The following is a 17,866-nucleotide window of genomic DNA, read 5'->3' on the forward strand; positions in this document are numbered from 1 at the left end:
GTCGATTCGTAATTTCGTTGTTTTCGCTATCCGAATCTATTCGAATCGTAAATGTTTTACTGTTAAACCATTATTGATAAGCTCGTTTAGCGAGTCGATACCAATTTTTAAATGTTCATCCACAAAATTTTGTGTAACTACTTTATCACTTTCAGTCGTTTTTACACCTTCTGAAATCATGGGTTGGTCGCTTACTAAAAGCAATGCGCCAGTTGGTATTTCGTTGTGAAAACCGGTTGAAAAAATGGTGGCTGTTTCCATATCAATTCCCATGGCACGGATAGAACGAAGATATTCTTTGAATTCTTCATCGTGTTCCCAAACTCTCCTGTTGGTGGTATAAACAGTACCTGTCCAATAATCTTTGTTGTGGTTTCGAATGGTTGTTGAAATTGCTTTTTGAAGGCTGAAGGCTGGTAAAGCCGGTACTTCCGGTGGAAAATAATCGTCAGAGGTTCCTTCACCACGGATGGCTGCAATTGGTAAAATCAAATCGCCCAATTCGTTTTTCTTTTTTAATCCACCGCATTTGCCCAAAAATAAAACGGCTTTGGGTTCGATGGCGCTAAGTAAATCCATAATTGTGGCGGCATTTGCACTTCCCATTCCAAAATTGATAATTGTAATTCCATTTGCTGTTGCATTTGGCATTGGCATATCTTCACCTTTTACTGGAACGTTATTCCATTCGGCAAATTTTCTAACATACTTCCCAAAGTTGGTTAGGAGAATATATTTGCCAAATTCGTTTAATGGAGTTCCGGTATAACGGGGTAACCAATTTTGAACAATCTCTTCTTTGTTTTTCATCCGCTTTAATAGGTTTGAGCGAAATTACAAATTATGGCTTGTGAATAGACTTTTGTTAAGAAATTTTTATAAATATAATCGATCAACTACAGCTAAAATATGCTTACTTCGTGAACGTGATGCAGGAGCTCAATTTGCCTAAATATCAATTTAAACTAAAGGAAGCGGATGGAAAAATCAAGATTTTTGATGCTTTCAGGAAGAGGTATGTGGTATTGACACCTGAAGAATGGGTGCGTCAGAATTTTTTGCAGTATTTAATCACCGAGAAAAAATATGCAGCATCTTTAATTGCAGTAGAGGCCGGTTTGAAATACAATGAACTTCAAAAACGAGCCGATATTTTGGTTTACGATAAACAAGGAAGTCCGTTTTTATTAGTTGAATGCAAAGCCCCTGAGGTAAAGATATCACAGGATGTTTTTGACCAGGTAGCACGGTACAATATGTCGTTTAAGGTAACCTATTTGGTGGTTACGAATGGGATGGATCATTTCTGTTGTAAAATGGATTATGAAAAGAATAACTACCGGTTTTTGGAAGAAATTCCGGTTTTTTAACCAGGATTTGTTTTTTTCAAAATCTTCCCTATATTGCAGTAAATTAACAATTTAATTCCCCTACAATGCTACAAGTGAAAAAAATCTCTCTCGTTATCTTTGCAAGCGCAATGTGCGTTTCAACGATGATTGCACAAACAAAAATTGGTGGTTACAAAGCTGTGCCTCAATTTAGAATGGCTGAAAATCTAAAGCCCGGTGATTACCTTGAAAAAACAATCATTATAAAGGTAAAACCTGAATACCGTTCTATTTGTTCTGCCGGGAAAATTGAAGATCCTACCTTTACTAAATTGTTTGCAGAATTAGGCGGAATGGACTTTAAGAAAATTTTCCCGTTTGTAAAAGCGCCTGAAAGAGAGTATAATCAACAAGGGCAAAAATATGCTGACTTAACATTGATCTATCAATTTTCTTATACATCATATGTAACGTTAGAAAAGGCGATTAATAAAATAGCATTAGCAGGTATATTTGAATATGTGGAACCATATTATATTCCAAAAGTAAGTTACACTCCAAATGATCCATTGTTTTCAACACAATGGGGAATGACGAATGTTCAGGTAGAAGCTGGTTGGGGGGTAAATACAACCACCGCTCGTGGTGATACAAACGTTGTGGTTGGTATTACAGATACAGGTACTGAATTGACACACGATGATTTAAAAAATCAAATTAAAATTAATCAAGGTGACCTTCCCGGCAGTGGTGATGGTGATGGAGATGGTTATTTAGACAATTACCGTGGATGGGATTTGGGAGACAATGATAATAATCCTACATGGACAGGCGACTCGCATGGTGTTCACGTTTCTGGGATTGCTTGTGCAAAAACAGACAATGCGATTGGTGTTGCAGGTGTGGGTTTTAAATGTAAATATTTACCTGTAAAAATTGCAAACTCTGCAGGAACATTAACACAAAGTTATCAAGGGATTGTATATGCTGCTGACCATGGATGTGATATTATCAACTGCTCTTGGGGAGGAGCCGGTGGTGGAACATTCGGACAAGATGCTGTAACCTACGCAACGATTAATAAGGATGCATTGGTAATTGCGGCTGCCGGAAATGGTGGAGTGGATGAAATCTCTTATCCTGCAGGTTATACTTACGTTATCAGCGTTGTAAACACAAAAACAGATGATAGAAGAAATACCGGTTCTAGCTACAACTATACTGCGGATGTATGTGCTCCGGGAACAGGAATTAACTCTACTTATCCAACAAATTCATATTCTTCTTTAACCGGAACATCTATGGCTTCGCCATTTGCTTCCGGTGTTGCTGCAATTATTAAATCGTATTTCCCAACCTATACTGCTTTACAAGTTGGTGAACGTTTGAAAGTAACTTGCGATAATATTTATCCTTTACACAGTCCGGTTTATGCAAACAAACTTGGAAACGGACGTGTAAATTTATTTAAGGCCTTGACTGCTACAAATACACCTTCTGTTGTAATGACAAGTCGTAACATTGTAGATAACAACGACAATACCTTTGTAGCAAATGATACAATGCGTATTTCAGGAAACTATACGAATTACCTTGCGCCAACAGTGAATTTAACAGCAACACTTTCTTCAACATCTCCTTTCGTAACGGTGATTGATGGAACAACAACCTTAGGTGCAATTGGAACGTTGGGTGTTGGAAATAACAATGCGGATCCATATACAGTGAAGATTTTACCAACAGCTCCGTTAAATTCATCTATTTTATTTAAAATCACGTATAGTGATCCTGCAACCTCTTATTCAGCTGCTGAATTCTTTTACATCACTGTAAATGTAGATTATGTAAATATCACTATTAATGATGTGTTCACGTCTATTGGAAGTAATGGTCGTATTGGTTACTCACAAAACGGACAAACCGGTGGATTAGGGTTTAATTATTTGGGAACGGCTATGCTTTATGAGGCAGGATTAATGATTGGTAGAGATACCGGTCGTGTTTCTGATTGTGTTAGAGCATTTTCAACTCCTTCAGCTGATTTTAGCTCATTGGTATCTGCGCATCAAGTAATTCCTTCTGTTTATTCAGAGTTTGATGTGGATGGAAAATTTAGAGATAACTTGGCTACTTTGCCATTACCTATTGATGTTCATCATAAAGCATTTGCTTGGAGCACACCGGGTAACAGAAAATATGTGATTGTAGAATACACGATTGCAAATACTGGAGCTTCCAGCTTATCGAGTTTATATGCCGGAATTTTTGCCGATTGGGATATTGATGCGGCTACATTTGGTGAAAACCGTGCTGCATTTGATGCTGCAACTAAAATGGGATATGTTTGGTACAGTGGTGCTGCAGGGAAATATGCCGGAATCAAATTGTTAACGACTTCTGCTCCTGTTCTTCATTATGCAATCGATAACGTTGCTGGTGGTGCTGGTGGACAAGATTTGACCAATGGATACAGTGGAAATGAAAAATACATTACCATGACAACCAATCGTGCTACTGCCGGTGTTGCCGGACTAGGTGCCGATGTATGTGATGTGGTAAGTACCGGTCCGTATGCCATTGCTTCCGGTGATTCCGTAAAAGTGGCATTTGCTATCTTGGCAGGTGATGACTTAGCAGACTTAATTGTAAGTGCCGGAAATGCGCAAGTAATGTACGATGGATTAGGTGTTACTACAGATGTTACGTCTGTAACAATGGATGGTGACAATGCATTTAGCGTTTTCCCAAACCCTACTAGCGGAGAATCATTTGTGGATTTAACACTTACAGAATCAGCTAAAATTGATTTACGTGTATTCAATGTATTGGGTAAAGAAATCGGTGTAATCACTTCTGAGCAGTATGCAGCAGGGAAACACCGTTTTGTTTACGAAACGTCTACGTTGAGTAATGGCTTGTATTACTATCAGTTGACTGTTGGAAATAAAAAGTATGTACAAAAATTGATGGTAACGAAGTAAATCACAAACAATATTTTTTTACCTTTGAGGCTCAATTAAAAAAGAACTATGGATTTAAGTGGAATTATTTCAATTGCAGGAATGAGCGGACTTTTTAAAGTTATCGCTCAAACAAAAAACGGATTAATTGTTGAATCATTAATCGACAAAAAAAGAGTGCAAGCATTCTCTACACATAAAATCAGTGCGTTAGAAGATGTTAGTATTTACTCAACAGGTGATGATGTGCCTTTGAAAGACGTATTTCAAAAAATTTACGACAAAGAAAAAGGTGGAGCGTGTATTGATCATAAATCGGCTGATGCGGAATTGAAAAAATATTTCAAAGCTGCGTTTGCTGAATACGATGAAGAAAGAGTATACGTTTCGGATATCAAAAAAGTGTTGAATTGGTACAATGCACTTCAGAAAGATGGTTTGCTTGAAAAGAAGGCAGAAACTGATGCTGAAAAGGCAAAAGTAAAAGCACCTGTTGCGGATGCAAAAGGGGCTGTTAAAACAGTAAAGGATACTGGTCCTAAAACAGTGAAAACAGCCAGCTCAAAAGTAAAAGTACAAGGCGTTAGAAAATCCGGAGTTGCATAAGCACCGGATTTTCTTTTATTAATTCTAATTTTTTAGCTTCTTATTTACCATCCTCTTTTTTAGATAGAAGTTTAAAATCAATATTTTTTGAATGAAGACTAAACAGGTTGCTATTCCTACAAAACCTATTCGTCACTTCCTTCCTCAAGATTTGACAATTGATTCTTGGAAAAGAATTGAATCATTTTTTATCGATTTGAAAGAACGAAAAATTTCTTCAGTAAGCGAGCTGGAGAAATGGCTGTTTGACCGCAGTGAACTAGAAGCTGCTTTGAGCGAAGATTTTGCATGGCGTTATATTAAAATGACATGTGATACTGCAAATCAAGCATTGACAGATTCCTATAACTTCTTTGTTTCTGAAATTGATCCTCACATTGCGCCCTACAGCAACGAATTGAATATTAAGTTGATTGCATCTCCCTATTTAAAGGAGCTGGATCAGGAAAAATACCGCATCTATCTTCGTGGTGTAAAAAAAGCATTGGAATTGTATCGGGAGGAAAATATTCCGCTTCAAACAAAAATAGGAATTGAATCGCAAAAGTATGGAGCGATCACTGCTGCCATGACGATTGAGTGGGAAGGGAAAGAAATTACTTTACAGATGGCTTCCAGTTTGATGAAAGATGTGAATCGAAAAATTCGTGAAGAGGTGTATCAGAAAATTCAGAAAAGAAGAGCTGTTGATACAAATACCCTTAACGATTTGTTTACGGAACTCATTCAGTTGCGTCATCAGGTGGCCATCAATGCGGGATTCAAAAATTACCGCGATTATAAATTTGATGAGCTAGGCCGTTTTGATTATTCCGTACAAGATTGTTTTAACTTTCATGAATCCATTGCAAAAGAAATTCTTCCTTTGGCAGAAGCATCGGATAAAGAACGAAAAAAAATAATGCAGTTGGATGTTTTGAAACCTTGGGATACGGATGTGGATGTGGAAGGGAAACCCGCTTTAAAACCCTTTGCGAGTGCCGCTGAGTTGACAGATAAATCCATTGAGTGTTTTGATAAAGTGCGTTCTGACTTTGGTGATTATCTCCAAATAATGAAAACAATGGGCTATTTGGATTTGGATTCCCGAATTGGGAAAGCTCCCGGTGGCTATAACTATCCATTATATGAAATTGGTGTTCCGTTTATTTTTATGAATTCGGTAGGAACACACCGTGATTTAGTCACGATGGTGCATGAAGGCGGACATGCCATTCATTCTTTTGTTACCAGAGATTTACCCATCACCGATTTTAAAAGTACACCTTCCGAAGTTGCAGAATTAGCTTCTATGTCGATGGAATTAATTTCCATGGAACATTGGGACGTGTTTTTCAAAAATGCAGATGATTTAAAACGTGCTAAAAAAGAACAGCTGGATAAATCCTTAAAAACATTATTATGGATTGCTGCAGTGGATAAATTTCAACATTGGATTTACGAAAATCCAACACATTCGGTGCAGGAGCGCATGGAGAATTGGAGAAAAGTAATCAATCAGTTTGCAAGCAAAGAAATTGATTATACAGGATTGGATGATGTAAGAGCGAGAGGGTGGCAAAGTCAATTGCATATTTATGAAGTTCCATTTTATTACATCGAATACGGAATGGCACAATTAGGAGCAATTGCTGTGTGGCGCAACTATAAAAAGAATCCTGAAAAAGCGTTAAATGAATACGAAGCAGCATTGCGTTTAGGATATACAAAATCAATTCCTGAAATTTATAAAACAGCAGGGATTGAATTTAATTTTTCACAAGCCTATGTAAAAGAATTAGCAGATTTTGTTAAATCCGAATTAGATAAACTTTAATTTAGAAACATGAAACGTCCTCTTCCCAACGAGTACCCTTCATTCTATAAACATTATGTTGATAATGTTAAAACAGATAATATTATTAAGGAGCTGCGCGATCAGGTAATCGATATTCAAGCGATTATTTCAGAGATTCCGGAGGAGAAAGAGGAGTATCTCTATGCTCCTGGAAAATGGACTATCAAAGAAATTATTGGCCACATCATTGATACGGAAAGAGTGTTGGGGTATCGTGCCATGCGTTTTGCTCGAAAAGATAAAACCCCTTTGCCGGGTTACGATGAAAATCATTTTGTAGCGAATGCTAATTTTAATAATCAAACATTGTATAGTTTAGGGCATGAATTTGCAATTGTTCGTGAAGCGAATTTGGCTTTATTTAAAACCTGGAACGAGGAAGCATTAAGCCAAGTAGGCGTTGCCAATGGTTTGGAGGTTACAGTGCGTGCAATGTTGTTTATGATTGCCGGGCATGCCACCCATCATATGAATGTGATTAAAGAAAAATATTTGAACGAGTAATTAGATAATATTTACTTCACGTTCCAATTCTACTCCAAATTTTTCTTTTACTGATTCTAATACTTTGGTGGATAAATCGAAGATCTCGTTCCCTTTTGCATTTCCATAATTTACGAGTACCAGTGCTTGTAATTTGTGAACACCGGCTTCTCCGATTGTTTTACCTTTCCAGCCGGCTTGTTCAATCAGCCATCCTGCAGCCAATTTTACATTTCCGTTTTCTAATTCGTATCCAACAATGGTTGGATATTTTATTTTAAGAAATTCGTATTTCCCACGAACCACTTCCGGATTTTTAAAGAAACTTCCTGCATTGCCAATTTCTGCAGGATTAGGCAATTTGCTGTTTCGGATGTTGCAAACGGCTTTGCTGATTGCTCGGATGCTTTTTTCGATGATGCCCATTGCTTTCAGCTCTGTTTCAATGGCTCCATAACTCGTGTTGAATTGTGGTGTTTTGAAAAGCTTAAACGTAACGGAGGTGATGATGTATTGATTTTTTAATTCACGTTTAAAAACACTTTCACGGTAACCGAATTTGCATTCCGCTTTTGAGAAGGTGCGCATTTTTTTATCCGCAATGTGAAATGCCTCTAATTCATAAAACACATCTTTGATTTCTACTCCGTAAGCACCAATGTTTTGCATCGGACTAGCACCTACATTTCCCGGAATTAAAGATAAGTTTTCTAATCCTGCATAATTGTGTTGGATGCAATACATTACAAATTCATGCCATACCTCACCGGCAGCAGATTTTACATAATAAAAATCAGTATCCTCTTTTACCAACTCAATTCCTTTGAGGTTATTTTTTAAAACAATTCCGTCAAAATTTTTGGTGAACAGCAAGTTGCTTCCTCCTCCGAGAATTAATTTTTTAGTATTTAAAAATTTAGGGTTGGATAAAAGCTCTTCGATGTCCTGTATGCTTGAAAATTCGGCAAAGTATTTTGCAGAGGCATCAATACCGAATGTGTTGAGGTTTTTTAAGGAATGGTATTCCAGGATTTTCATAGCCAAATTTAATAATATTTTCCTTTGGAATTACCACCTAGTTACTTAGTCACCTGGTCACCTAGTTACCACTGGAGTCACTCAATCAACTTTTTCCATATCTTAGCATAGTGAAAAAAGTCATTGTCTCCGTCATAAACGATTTGAGTACCGACCAGCGTGTACATAAGGTGTGCACGACTTTGGAGGAGCTGGGTTATGAGGTTACTTTGGTTGGCAGAAGGCAACGCGCAAGCTTACCAATTGCAGCGAGAACCTATTCTACAAAACGGATGTTTTTGCTGTTTGAAAAAGGTCCGCTTTTTTATGCAGAATTTCAATTCCGACTATTTCTTTATTTATTGTTCCATAAAGCAGATGTGCTGGTCGCAAACGATTTGGATACCTTGTGGCCGAATTATCAGATTTCCAAATTAAAGTCGTCTCATCTGGTGTATGATAGTCATGAATTGTTTTGTGAAGTGCCCGAATTACAAAATAATCCAAAGAAAAAAAATATCTGGAAAAACATTGAACGGGAAATTTTCCCGAAATTGAAACATGTTTTTACGGTAAATGATTCCATTGCAAAAATCTATTCGGAAGAATACAAGGTAATTGTTAAAGTGGTGCGGAATATTCCTTTGCTCTCAACCCAGGCAACCATTGCGCATGAAAGCAAAGAAACTCTAGGTATTCCCACCGATAAAAAAATAATTGTTTTGCAAGGAGCTGGTATTAATATCGACCGAGGAGGAGAGGAGGCCGTTGAAGCAATGCAATATGTTGATAATGCTATTTTACTAATTATCGGTAGTGGAGATGTGATGGATGTGTTGAAGAAGATGGTCCAGGACTTAAAACTTAATAATAAAGTTAAATTTATAGGTAAAGTTCCATTCCAAAAATTGGTGCAATACACCCGTCATGCTGATTTAGGATTGACGTTAGATAAAGACACAAATATTAATTATAAATACAGTTTGCCAAATAAGTTGTTTGATTATATCCACGCAGGTGTTCCTGTATTGGCTTCCGGACTGGTAGAGATAAAAAAAATAATTGATGAGTATGCTATTGGCGATTGTATTACTTCGCACGACTCCAAGCACATTGCCGACAAAATTAATGGTATTTTGTCGGACGAAAATAAACTCCAGTTGTGGAAAAAAAACACTAAAATTGCATCCGAAAAATTAAATTGGGAGAACGAGGAAAAACAGTTGGTTGAAGTTTATTCGAAATTTTTATGACCTCACCCCTAACCCCTCTCCGAGGGAGAGGGGAATGAAAAAAATGGAAAAACATTTACATATTATTTCTTTTGATGTTCCTTATCCAGCCAATTATGGTGGGGTGATTGATGTATATTATAAATTAAAAGCACTGCATAGCGAAGGCATAAAAATTCATTTGCATTGTTTTGAGTACGGAAGGGCAGAAGCGTTGAGTTTGGAGAGCATTTGCGAAAAGGTATATTACTACAAACGGAACATGAGCAAATCCTTGCTATTTAGTCCGCTGCCTTTTGTGGTTGTTACTCGCTCCTCCGAAAAACTTATGGAGAATTTATTACGCGATACCTATCCGATTTTGTTTGAAGGGCTGCATTCTTGTTTTCATTTGAATGATAATCGTTTGATGGGACGTATTAAAATTGTGCGTACTCATAACATCGAACATGAGTATTACAAAAATCTTCAGAAAGTAGAAAAATCCGTTTTCAAAAAAGTATATTTTGGAATGGAGGGCAAGAAGTTGGAACGATTTGAACGCGTTTTAAAAAAGGCAGATTTTGTTGCCGCTATTTCGCCTGCTGATGCAAAGGAACTTTCTACACGCTACCAAAATGTGCATCACATCACTGCATTTCATCCAAATTCAGAAGTAAAGATTAAAGAAGGAAAAGGTAATTTCTGTTTGTATCACGGGAATTTGGAAGTAGGTGAAAACAATGAAGCTGCAATGTATTTGGTGAATCAAGTGTTTTCAAAAATAAAAATTCCGTTGATGATTGCCGGCAGAAAACCTTCTGCAGAATTAGTTGCAGCCGTTTCCAATTATTCACACATCAGCATTAAAGCGAACATCAACACGCAAGATATCGATGAGTTGATCCGTACAGCTCAAATCAATGTATTACCCACCTTTCAAGCTACCGGAATAAAATTAAAATTGTTGGCTGCTTTGTTTACCGGCAGACATTGCGTTGTAAACTCTCCAATGGTAGCCAATACAGGTTTGGAGCAGCTATGTTCTATCCAGGATCAACCGGAGGCGATGTCGGAAGAAATTATACGCTTGTTTGAACAACCGTTTGATATGCAGGAGCAACATAAGCGTGAATCCATCCTCATGGAACATTTTTCCAATGCGAAAAATGTGAAAAAACTTATCGACTTAATTTAGTTTTACTTGTAAGTATTTGATATTCAGGCGCTTGTTTTGCTTGTTACCTCTTTGTGTTATTATGATATCCAATTACAACTGTGATGTCAAAAAAGCACCTAATTACTCTTATTCTTACCCTTCATTTGGGAATCTCATTGCATGGCCAACGCAACTTCCTAAATTTTGATTATTCCATTTCGCACTATAAAATTCCGCAAGTTGGCGAAACGGTATTCGGACTATCAGAAAAAATAAATCGTTGTGAAGGAAATTTTATTGGTGGTTCGTACCACATCGCAGTAAGACGAAAACATTTTATTGGGATTGGAATGGGATTGAGTGAAATTAAATATCAAAAAGAATGGCAAGGCACTTTTCCTGAAAGCAATCAATTTGGTGTTGCAACAGTAGATGGAAAAATTTCTTATTGGAGTTTTCCTGTTTCTTACAGTTGGATTCAAAGTCGAGGATATAGAAGTTACCATCATATGAATCAACAGAAACTGCGTTTTGGTTTCACATTTACATATACGCCCTCTTTCGAAAGCTATACGTCCGTCTCCGTTACTACCGCAGGTGGAGCAAATCAAACTACATTCCTTGCAAATTTTAAAAGCAACGAACAAGCATTCCAGCATTCATTAACGGTTGGGCTTTGCAGTCAATTGTTTTTAATCGATAATCATTTAAAAATGGAATTGGAACCGTCTGCCGGACTTGGAAGCGGATTTTTTAAGGAAACTGGAACCAATATCAATACAGTCAGTTTTGGTTTGCGTTGCCGAATAGGGATCAGTTTAAAACTTCCGCGCATCACCATAGAAAAAGAAATTGATAAAGGAAATGCCGAAGAGAAAAAGAAACAATTGCTGGAAAAACAAAAACAAATCGAAGAACAATTAAATAAAAATAAAAACCCTAAATAAGAAAAACTATGAAATCAAAGATTCAAGAATTCATTCGCTTTAGAATTGAAGCGATGAGTAAATCGAAAATTAACCTTCTGCTGCTGGCAATTATTTTTGCCTTGTCAGTCAACGCGCAAAATGTTCACCATGGTGCACTTGCAAGTAACGGCTCTGTTTATTTCAGAGCCGAACCCGTAAATAATTTTCTGCCCGATAAAGCCGGAAATTTGTATTACTATGTCCATTTACAGGGAGTACAAAAAACATTGACAGATGTAAAAGAACGTATGCCATTAAACATTTCTGTTGTTTTGGATAGAAGTGGATCGATGGATGGTGATAAATTGAAATATGCAAAAGAAGCATTGAAGTACGTAGTGAATAATTTAGACAAAAACGATGTCATCTCCATAGTTTTATACGATACGGAGGTAGACGTTTTTTTATCACCACAACGCTTGGAAGATAAAGAGGGTTTGTTAAAACGAATTGATAGAATTGCAACTGCCGGTTCTACCAATTTAGAAGGCGGTATTCGCAAAGGCTATGAATTGGTGAAAAGTGCAAAAAAATTAATTGGCTCCGAAATGGTTAACCGTGTGATGTTGCTTTCTGACGGACAGCCCAATGTTGGATTGTCGGATGAAGCAGGATTGTGCGCCATTACAAAAAGTAATTTTGAAGAAAATCATATTTCTATTTCTACGTTTGGAGTTGGAAATGATTACAATGAAAACCTCATGGCCAAAATGGCATTGCAAGGGGGTGGATTGTATTATTTTATTTACTCACCAGAAAAACTTCCTTCCATCTTTGATGAAGAATTAAAAGGGTTGTCGAAAGTCATTGCAAAAAATACAATTTTGAAAATTAAATTTCCCACCGAATATTTAACGTATGATAGAACATTCAATTTCAGTAGCAACTTAAAAGGAGATGTTTTGGAGATCAGTTTTAATGACCTGTTTGCGGAGGAGCAAAAATCTATTTTGATTTGTTTTAAAACCAAAGGGAAATTAACGACACCTCTTGCAATAGAAAGTTTTATCGAGTATTCCAACGCGAATGTTGATCCGGCAGTGGTGGTGACAGATGCCAGAAAATCGGAGATGAAACAAGCCGCTGATGAGAAAGAATACGATTCAGGATATAATTATGCAGCAAGTGAAGGCTATGCACATGGAATTACACAAGAGTTGTATGATAAAGCAGTGGAAAATGCAAATGCTGAGCAATATGCAGCAGCTAAATTAGTAGTAAAAGAAGCCCGTGATATTTTAGATGTGCATTTCAAAAAGGTTGGAGAAAATGTTTATTTACGTGAATTTGATAAACAATTATCAGAATATGCATTGTTGATTGATAATATGAAAGACATGGATCGGGAAACATTCCGCTACAATGTGAAGTTGAGCAAAGAATACGGTATGAAAAGAAAGATTCGCTCAAAATTTTAAATTTTAAATTTATATCTTAGTATACCCGTTTAATAGCGGGTATACTCAATATGTTTGATATTAATTCCATACTCAAAAATAACGACTTGCCTAATGGTCAGGCAAAAAAGGAAACGGTTGCGTTGCTCTACCAACGGTATGGAAAAAAACTATACGGTTATGCAATAACCAAATGGAAACTTAGCGAGGATGATTCATGGGAATTGGTTTATAAAACGTTGTATAAGGTAATGGATGTTGGGCATCGCTATCAATTTAATGACGAAAGTAAGTTTACAGGTTTTCTCTTCAAGATTTTCATCAACTATTTGCGTAATCATTATCGAGATACGAAGGCAAAAGGTATCGTGACGACAGATTTATTGGAAGTACATGAAAAAATTGTAAATGATCGTGTCGACAGCGAGCAAGAACAAGTGCCAGAAAGCCCCTTGATGCGGTGTTTGCAAAAAGCACTAGCGATATTGGAGGATTGGCAACGCATACTTTTATTGATGCGTGCACAAGATCATTCCTATGAAGCAATTTCAAAATATGTGGAGCGACCAGGCGATCAACTTAAAGTATATCACATGCGTTTGAAAAAAGTAGTGACAGAAAAAACAAACGATTGCATGAATAAAAACGAATGAAAGATTCGACTTCCATACACGAAAACGATTTGGAAGGAGCATTAAATGCTCTGTTTCTGGAGACCTATTCTCAAAAGGAGGATGAAGGTGTTGCGCGTTTTTGTTTGGAGCAAGAATACAACGTAACCATCAATCCTAAAAAAGAAGCCGCAATGCTGGCACGCTTAAGTGGAAAATCTGGTGGAGGAAAAAATATCCTTTGGATTGTTATTGGCTTGGTTTTACTTGGTGGTTCATCACTTGTTTTGTTTACAGGGAAAGAGGATGGACAAAAAGTAACAAACACAACTTCGTCAACTTTAGAAAAAACTTCTCGTTCTGCTTCTGAGCAAACTCAGACTGTTTCTTCTTCCACAATAGATGAAGAGAAAGTGGAAGAAAAAAAATCTTTAAGTACTTCACCGTATGTTGTCACAGATAAATTTACACCTCCAGTTATTGATAGTTTAGGAATTGTGAAGACATACGCTCCTGAAGTTAATAACGAACCAATGCCTGAAAAGGAAAAAGAACTCCCATATTTTAACAAAGCGGGTTTGGAACATTTTGCCAAAGTAAAAGAAAAAATGTTGCAAAAATTGTTGAAGATCGATGATTTGTTGTACGCGAAAACAGCACCCGGTTCCACCATGTATAAAAACACGGAAGTGATTGTGCCTCCTTTTGTAATGGCTAATTTTCCTGTTACGAATTTAGAATACAAAACATTTTTAGCCGACTTGGTGATGCAAGGACGATTTGAGGATATGAAAAAATGTTTGCCGAACGAAACTGTATGGAATGAATATGGTTGTCCAACGTTAGCCAAAAACTATTTTTCTAATGAAATGTATAACGATTTCCCCGTTGTAAACATCGATTTGAATGCAAGTATGATGTATTGCGAATGGTTGCAGATGGAAATCAATGAGCAACTTGTTGGTGTTTCGTCTAAGACTTCCAAAGTGCAAGGTGGAGGCAAAAGAAAACAATTGCTGGTGCGTTTGCCTTACGATTACGAATGGATATACGCTGCGGATGCCGCCTATGCGCTTATTCCTAATTGTGCAGGTTATAATACGATTTTTGACCCGAGCGAAGGGTTGGTGGACAAAGGTTTTTATAAACGCACATCACAGGTGAACAAAATTGACAAGAGCAAAGAAACGCCTATGGATAAACTTTCAGATGTTAACCGATTTGGGATGAGCGAAGCAGAAATGATTGAAATATTCAAAAAGGCAATAAACTACAAAAATGTAAAATCGAAAAGTTCCGGTAATCCTGCAGAACCTGCATTGTATCCCGATAATGTGGAAGCGTGCTGTTTGGCTGGACATGTAAGTGAATTAATAAAAAGTAAAGAAGGGGAATTAAAAATGAGAGGTTGCTGTTGGCAGAACAAAGATGAATATCTGAATATGCTTTCGGTGTTTAATAAAAATGGGGCATCTCCATTTGTTGGTTTTAGAGTTTTGATAATTACTTCGGAACGAGGGAGTGATAAGAATCCGTTTTGGTAGGGAATGATTATCATTAACAACCTTCGGTCTACCGAAGTATTGGTTTCAGGATGACCGGAGAAATATGAGATGAACAGGACTTAAAATCCTGTGTCCATTGCGGACGTATCGGAGTTAAAGAAGAACATACAAGAATGCTGTTTTCAACAGAATTTAACAATAATTCAATCGTTTAAATTAAAAAAATAAGCACCGACATTATTTGCCGATGCATAAAATGTTTTTTTAAGTTCAGAAGGAACTACTTTTTTGGCTTTTTTCTAACTTTTGCGCCCTTTTTAACCAATTTCGCAATTTTCTTTCCTTCCTTATAATATCCGGAATATGCTTCATCCCAGTCTCCTGTAGCCATTGATTTAATCTCGGTTTTTGTAATAATTGTTCCTCCTTTGGCATAGGCTACATGTTCTTTAAAGTATGCCAATGGAATATCCCTTTTCCCTTCTTCATAGAATGTATAGGATACCCAAAAAGTAGGGGTAATTAAATTTTTTATTCCTTTTTTTATTGACAAAAGATGAATAACACAAACATATTTTGATTCATCAGAATATAACTGTCCAGTGAAATCCAATTTTTCAAAGTAATTATTAAACGATAACATAAACCAATCTGGAATATTTTTCGATTTTTCGTTTTCCCAATACGTTAAAAATCCAGGTTGATTTAAGTAATTCTCTTTTAAAAAATCCTCTTCTTTATCACCGCTTATTGTTAAGTTCTCATAAGTAAACTCAAGTTTGATAGTTTTTTGCCCTTCTAAAAAAGAAAGATTTTTGTTGATCTTAGGTTCCTGGGCTTTAACAGAAAAAAGAGGAAAAAGAAGGAACAAAAAGATTGCTTTAATATGCTTCATAAAATTAGTTTGAAATTTTAATATAAGTTTAACGTTTGGACTCTTGACACTTTTTTAATTCCTTTTGGATATTCAAATGATTTCTAATGGCAAAAAATGGACTAGCTAAGCTATCTTGCAATTCATTATAAGTCATAATTGTTACAGATTGTGAGTTAAATCCATTATCCGTTTTAAACCCACACATTTCCTCATATGCTCCAATAATGTCCCTTTCAGGATCAGCAGCACCAATTTTTCTAGTCCAACTTCGAATCTCTTCAAGCTCAGACATTTTAGGAATTTCAGTAACTGCTCCTTCAGCATTTTTGTAAAAATATTTCCTTTTATCAATTTTGCAACTCATTGGCAATTGAGTGATTAAAATACCATTTGTAGGGATTTCTAAAGTAATAATTCCTGAGTCAGATTCCTTTATTGGAATTCCACAAACTTCATCGCAAACTACAGTAGCTTCCCCTTTGAACCCTTCAGAAAGAATTATGTGTATTTCTTGGTCTGAGCCACAACCTAAAGCAATTAGGTAGAAAGGAAGAAAAAGTAATTTACTTAACTTATGCATCTTATTGTATTATTATAATTATTTCAACTTCTGTTATTAAACGTCAATTGTCCCAAGCAGTTTTTTAAAATCTAAATAATCAGCAATGATCCCGCTGGGATTCGAACCCAGGACCCCTTCATTTGTTTCCGGTTCTTCTGAAACCAAACCTTTGGTACACCGAAGGTTTAATCAAGCTGTTTTACTTTAAGCTATCCCCAAAAATTCGTATGGCATCCTGTATTTTAAATGTAATTACTTTTCCTTCTTTAATGGCATAAAGAATTACATCATAACTTGTGTCATCGAAAGGGGGGAGATGTACGATTTCAAGTGAATTCAAAAAAAACTTTTCCTGATTGATGGAATTTTCCGCATTTTTCTCCTCATACTGTTCTGCGTATTCTTCATGGAAACGCTCTGCAGTTTTTAAGTCCATGTTTTTCTAAGGATTGTAAGAATTAAACAAGAATTGGTTTAATTCAGTTTAGAATCAATCACCTTCCCGTTTTCACATTTGATGGTGCGGGAAGGAAATTTATCAAACATCATAATATCGTGAGTAGCGATAAGCACAGCTCTGCCATTTTTGCTGATTTCTACCAATAAATTCATGATGCCTTCGGACGTTTCAGGGTCGAGGTTACCAGTAGGCTCATCAGCTAAGATTAATTCAGGGTCGTTGAGTAAAGCACGAGCAATGGAAATACGTTGTTGTTCTCCACCGGAAAGTTCGTGTGGCATTTTGAAGCCTTTGGTAGTTAAATGCACTTTTTCCAATACTTCCTGAATGCGTTTTTGCATTGCCAGTTTATCTTTCCAGCCTGTGGCTTTTAATACAAACATCAAGTTGTCGTTGACACTTCTATCGGTTAATAATTGGAAATCCTGGAAAACAATGCCCAGTTTTCTTCTTAGGAATGGAATTTCTTTGCGTTTAATGATAGCCAAATCAAATCCGGCAACGGTTCCACTTCCTTCGATAAGATCTAAGTCGGCATACAAGGTTTTGAGCAAACTACTTTTTCCGCTGCCCGTTTTCCCGATTAAGTAAACAAATTCGCCTTTGTCGATGCTGATGTTCACATTGGCCAATACCAAATTGTACTTTTGGAAAATTGAAACGTTATGCAGACTGATAATTGTGTCGAGTGCCATTGTTTATTCGGTTTAAAGCATGTTTATGTTGTATATGCTTCAACTACATGATTTATTGATTGTATAAAATTACTTCTTAAGCTGCAATCATTCGGTAATTGTTTGCAATACTTTCAACATCTCTGCGTTAATAACTTCCAACCAGTACAAAACTTCATGCAGCTATCCTTACTAATTTTACAATCAT

At 36.6% G+C, this 17,866-nt stretch carries 17 protein-coding genes; 11 read left to right on the forward strand and 6 right to left on the reverse strand.

Annotation, left to right across the window (positions count from 1 at the left end):
* Positions 1-36: 36 nt before the first annotated feature.
* A complete protein-coding gene (locus tag IPP64_03635) occupies positions 37-810 on the reverse strand; it encodes an AMP nucleosidase (GenBank protein MBL0328515.1) in 774 nt (257 codons plus the stop codon).
* Positions 811-929: 119 nt separating this feature from the next.
* On the opposite strand from IPP64_03635, the gene IPP64_03640 reads away from it, so the two are divergent.
* The 5 genes from IPP64_03640 (at position 930) to IPP64_03660 (ending at position 7,238) form a co-directional block, all read left to right on the forward strand.
* On the forward strand, positions 930-1,370 hold the full coding sequence (locus IPP64_03640; GenBank protein MBL0328516.1) for a type I restriction enzyme HsdR N-terminal domain-containing protein: 441 nt from the start codon (positions 930-932) through the stop codon (positions 1,368-1,370).
* A 74-nt stretch (positions 1,371-1,444) separates the two neighbouring features.
* Positions 1,445-4,312: a S8 family serine peptidase gene (locus IPP64_03645; protein MBL0328517.1), complete on the forward strand. Its 2,868-nt coding sequence runs from the start codon at positions 1,445-1,447 to the stop codon at positions 4,310-4,312.
* A gap of 48 nt (positions 4,313-4,360) precedes the next feature.
* Entirely contained in the window at positions 4,361-4,897 is a 537-nt protein-coding gene (locus IPP64_03650; protein ID MBL0328518.1) for a DUF5606 domain-containing protein, read from the forward strand.
* Between the two features lie 91 nt (positions 4,898-4,988).
* Positions 4,989-6,713, forward strand: coding sequence for a M3 family oligoendopeptidase (locus tag IPP64_03655; GenBank protein ID MBL0328519.1), 1,725 nt, complete (start codon positions 4,989-4,991; stop codon positions 6,711-6,713).
* Between the two features lie 9 nt (positions 6,714-6,722).
* On the forward strand, positions 6,723-7,238 hold the full coding sequence (locus IPP64_03660) for a DinB family protein (protein MBL0328520.1): 516 nt from the start codon (positions 6,723-6,725) through the stop codon (positions 7,236-7,238).
* On the opposite strand, the gene murB is transcribed toward IPP64_03660, so the two are convergent.
* Positions 7,239-8,255: a UDP-N-acetylmuramate dehydrogenase gene (gene murB, locus IPP64_03665; protein MBL0328521.1), complete on the reverse strand. Its 1,017-nt coding sequence runs from the start codon at positions 8,253-8,255 to the stop codon at positions 7,239-7,241. It abuts the gene before it with no gap.
* A gap of 107 nt (positions 8,256-8,362) precedes the next feature.
* Between murB and IPP64_03670 the strand changes: the two genes are divergently transcribed.
* The 6 genes from IPP64_03670 to IPP64_03695 all read left to right on the forward strand — a co-directional run bounded on the left by IPP64_03670 (position 8,363) and on the right by IPP64_03695 (position 15,124).
* Positions 8,363-9,487, forward strand: a complete 1,125-nt coding sequence (locus IPP64_03670; GenBank protein ID MBL0328522.1) for a glycosyltransferase — start codon at positions 8,363-8,365, stop codon at positions 9,485-9,487.
* A gap of 43 nt (positions 9,488-9,530) precedes the next feature.
* Positions 9,531-10,643, forward strand: a complete 1,113-nt coding sequence (locus IPP64_03675; protein MBL0328523.1) for a glycosyltransferase — start codon at positions 9,531-9,533, stop codon at positions 10,641-10,643.
* A gap of 83 nt (positions 10,644-10,726) precedes the next feature.
* Positions 10,727-11,551, forward strand: a complete 825-nt coding sequence (locus IPP64_03680) for a hypothetical protein (GenBank protein MBL0328524.1) — start codon at positions 10,727-10,729, stop codon at positions 11,549-11,551.
* A gap of 8 nt (positions 11,552-11,559) precedes the next feature.
* Entirely contained in the window at positions 11,560-12,990 is a 1,431-nt protein-coding gene (locus tag IPP64_03685; protein MBL0328525.1) for a VWA domain-containing protein, read from the forward strand.
* 50 nt (positions 12,991-13,040) lie between these two features.
* Positions 13,041-13,622 carry a sigma-70 family RNA polymerase sigma factor gene (locus tag IPP64_03690; GenBank protein MBL0328526.1) on the forward strand — a complete coding sequence of 194 codons (582 nt, stop codon included), beginning with the start codon at positions 13,041-13,043 and terminating at the stop codon, positions 13,620-13,622.
* Positions 13,619-15,124 carry an SUMF1/EgtB/PvdO family nonheme iron enzyme gene (locus IPP64_03695; GenBank protein MBL0328527.1) on the forward strand — a complete coding sequence of 502 codons (1,506 nt, stop codon included), beginning with the start codon at positions 13,619-13,621 and terminating at the stop codon, positions 15,122-15,124. Before IPP64_03690 ends, IPP64_03695 begins: the two co-directional genes overlap by 4 nt.
* A gap of 241 nt (positions 15,125-15,365) precedes the next feature.
* On the opposite strand, the gene IPP64_03700 is transcribed toward IPP64_03695, so the two are convergent.
* The 4 genes from IPP64_03700 to IPP64_03715 form a co-directional block, all read right to left on the reverse strand.
* Complete coding sequence (locus tag IPP64_03700) at positions 15,366-15,980, reverse strand: hypothetical protein (protein ID MBL0328528.1); 615 nt, start codon at positions 15,978-15,980, stop codon at positions 15,366-15,368.
* 28 nt (positions 15,981-16,008) lie between these two features.
* On the reverse strand, positions 16,009-16,542 hold the full coding sequence (locus IPP64_03705; GenBank protein MBL0328529.1) for a hypothetical protein: 534 nt from the start codon (positions 16,540-16,542) through the stop codon (positions 16,009-16,011).
* A 181-nt stretch (positions 16,543-16,723) separates the two neighbouring features.
* The gene (locus IPP64_03710) at positions 16,724-16,960 is read right to left on the reverse strand and encodes a hypothetical protein (protein ID MBL0328530.1); all 237 of its coding nucleotides are present in this window, start codon (positions 16,958-16,960) and stop codon (positions 16,724-16,726) included.
* Between the two features lie 38 nt (positions 16,961-16,998).
* Positions 16,999-17,679: an ATP-binding cassette domain-containing protein gene (locus IPP64_03715; protein ID MBL0328531.1), complete on the reverse strand. Its 681-nt coding sequence runs from the start codon at positions 17,677-17,679 to the stop codon at positions 16,999-17,001.
* Between the last annotated feature and the right edge of the window lie 187 nt (positions 17,680-17,866).

This window comes from Bacteroidota bacterium, assembly GCA_016722565.1.
Taxonomy (GTDB): domain Bacteria; phylum Bacteroidota; class Bacteroidia; order 2-12-FULL-35-15; family 2-12-FULL-35-15; genus 2-12-FULL-35-15.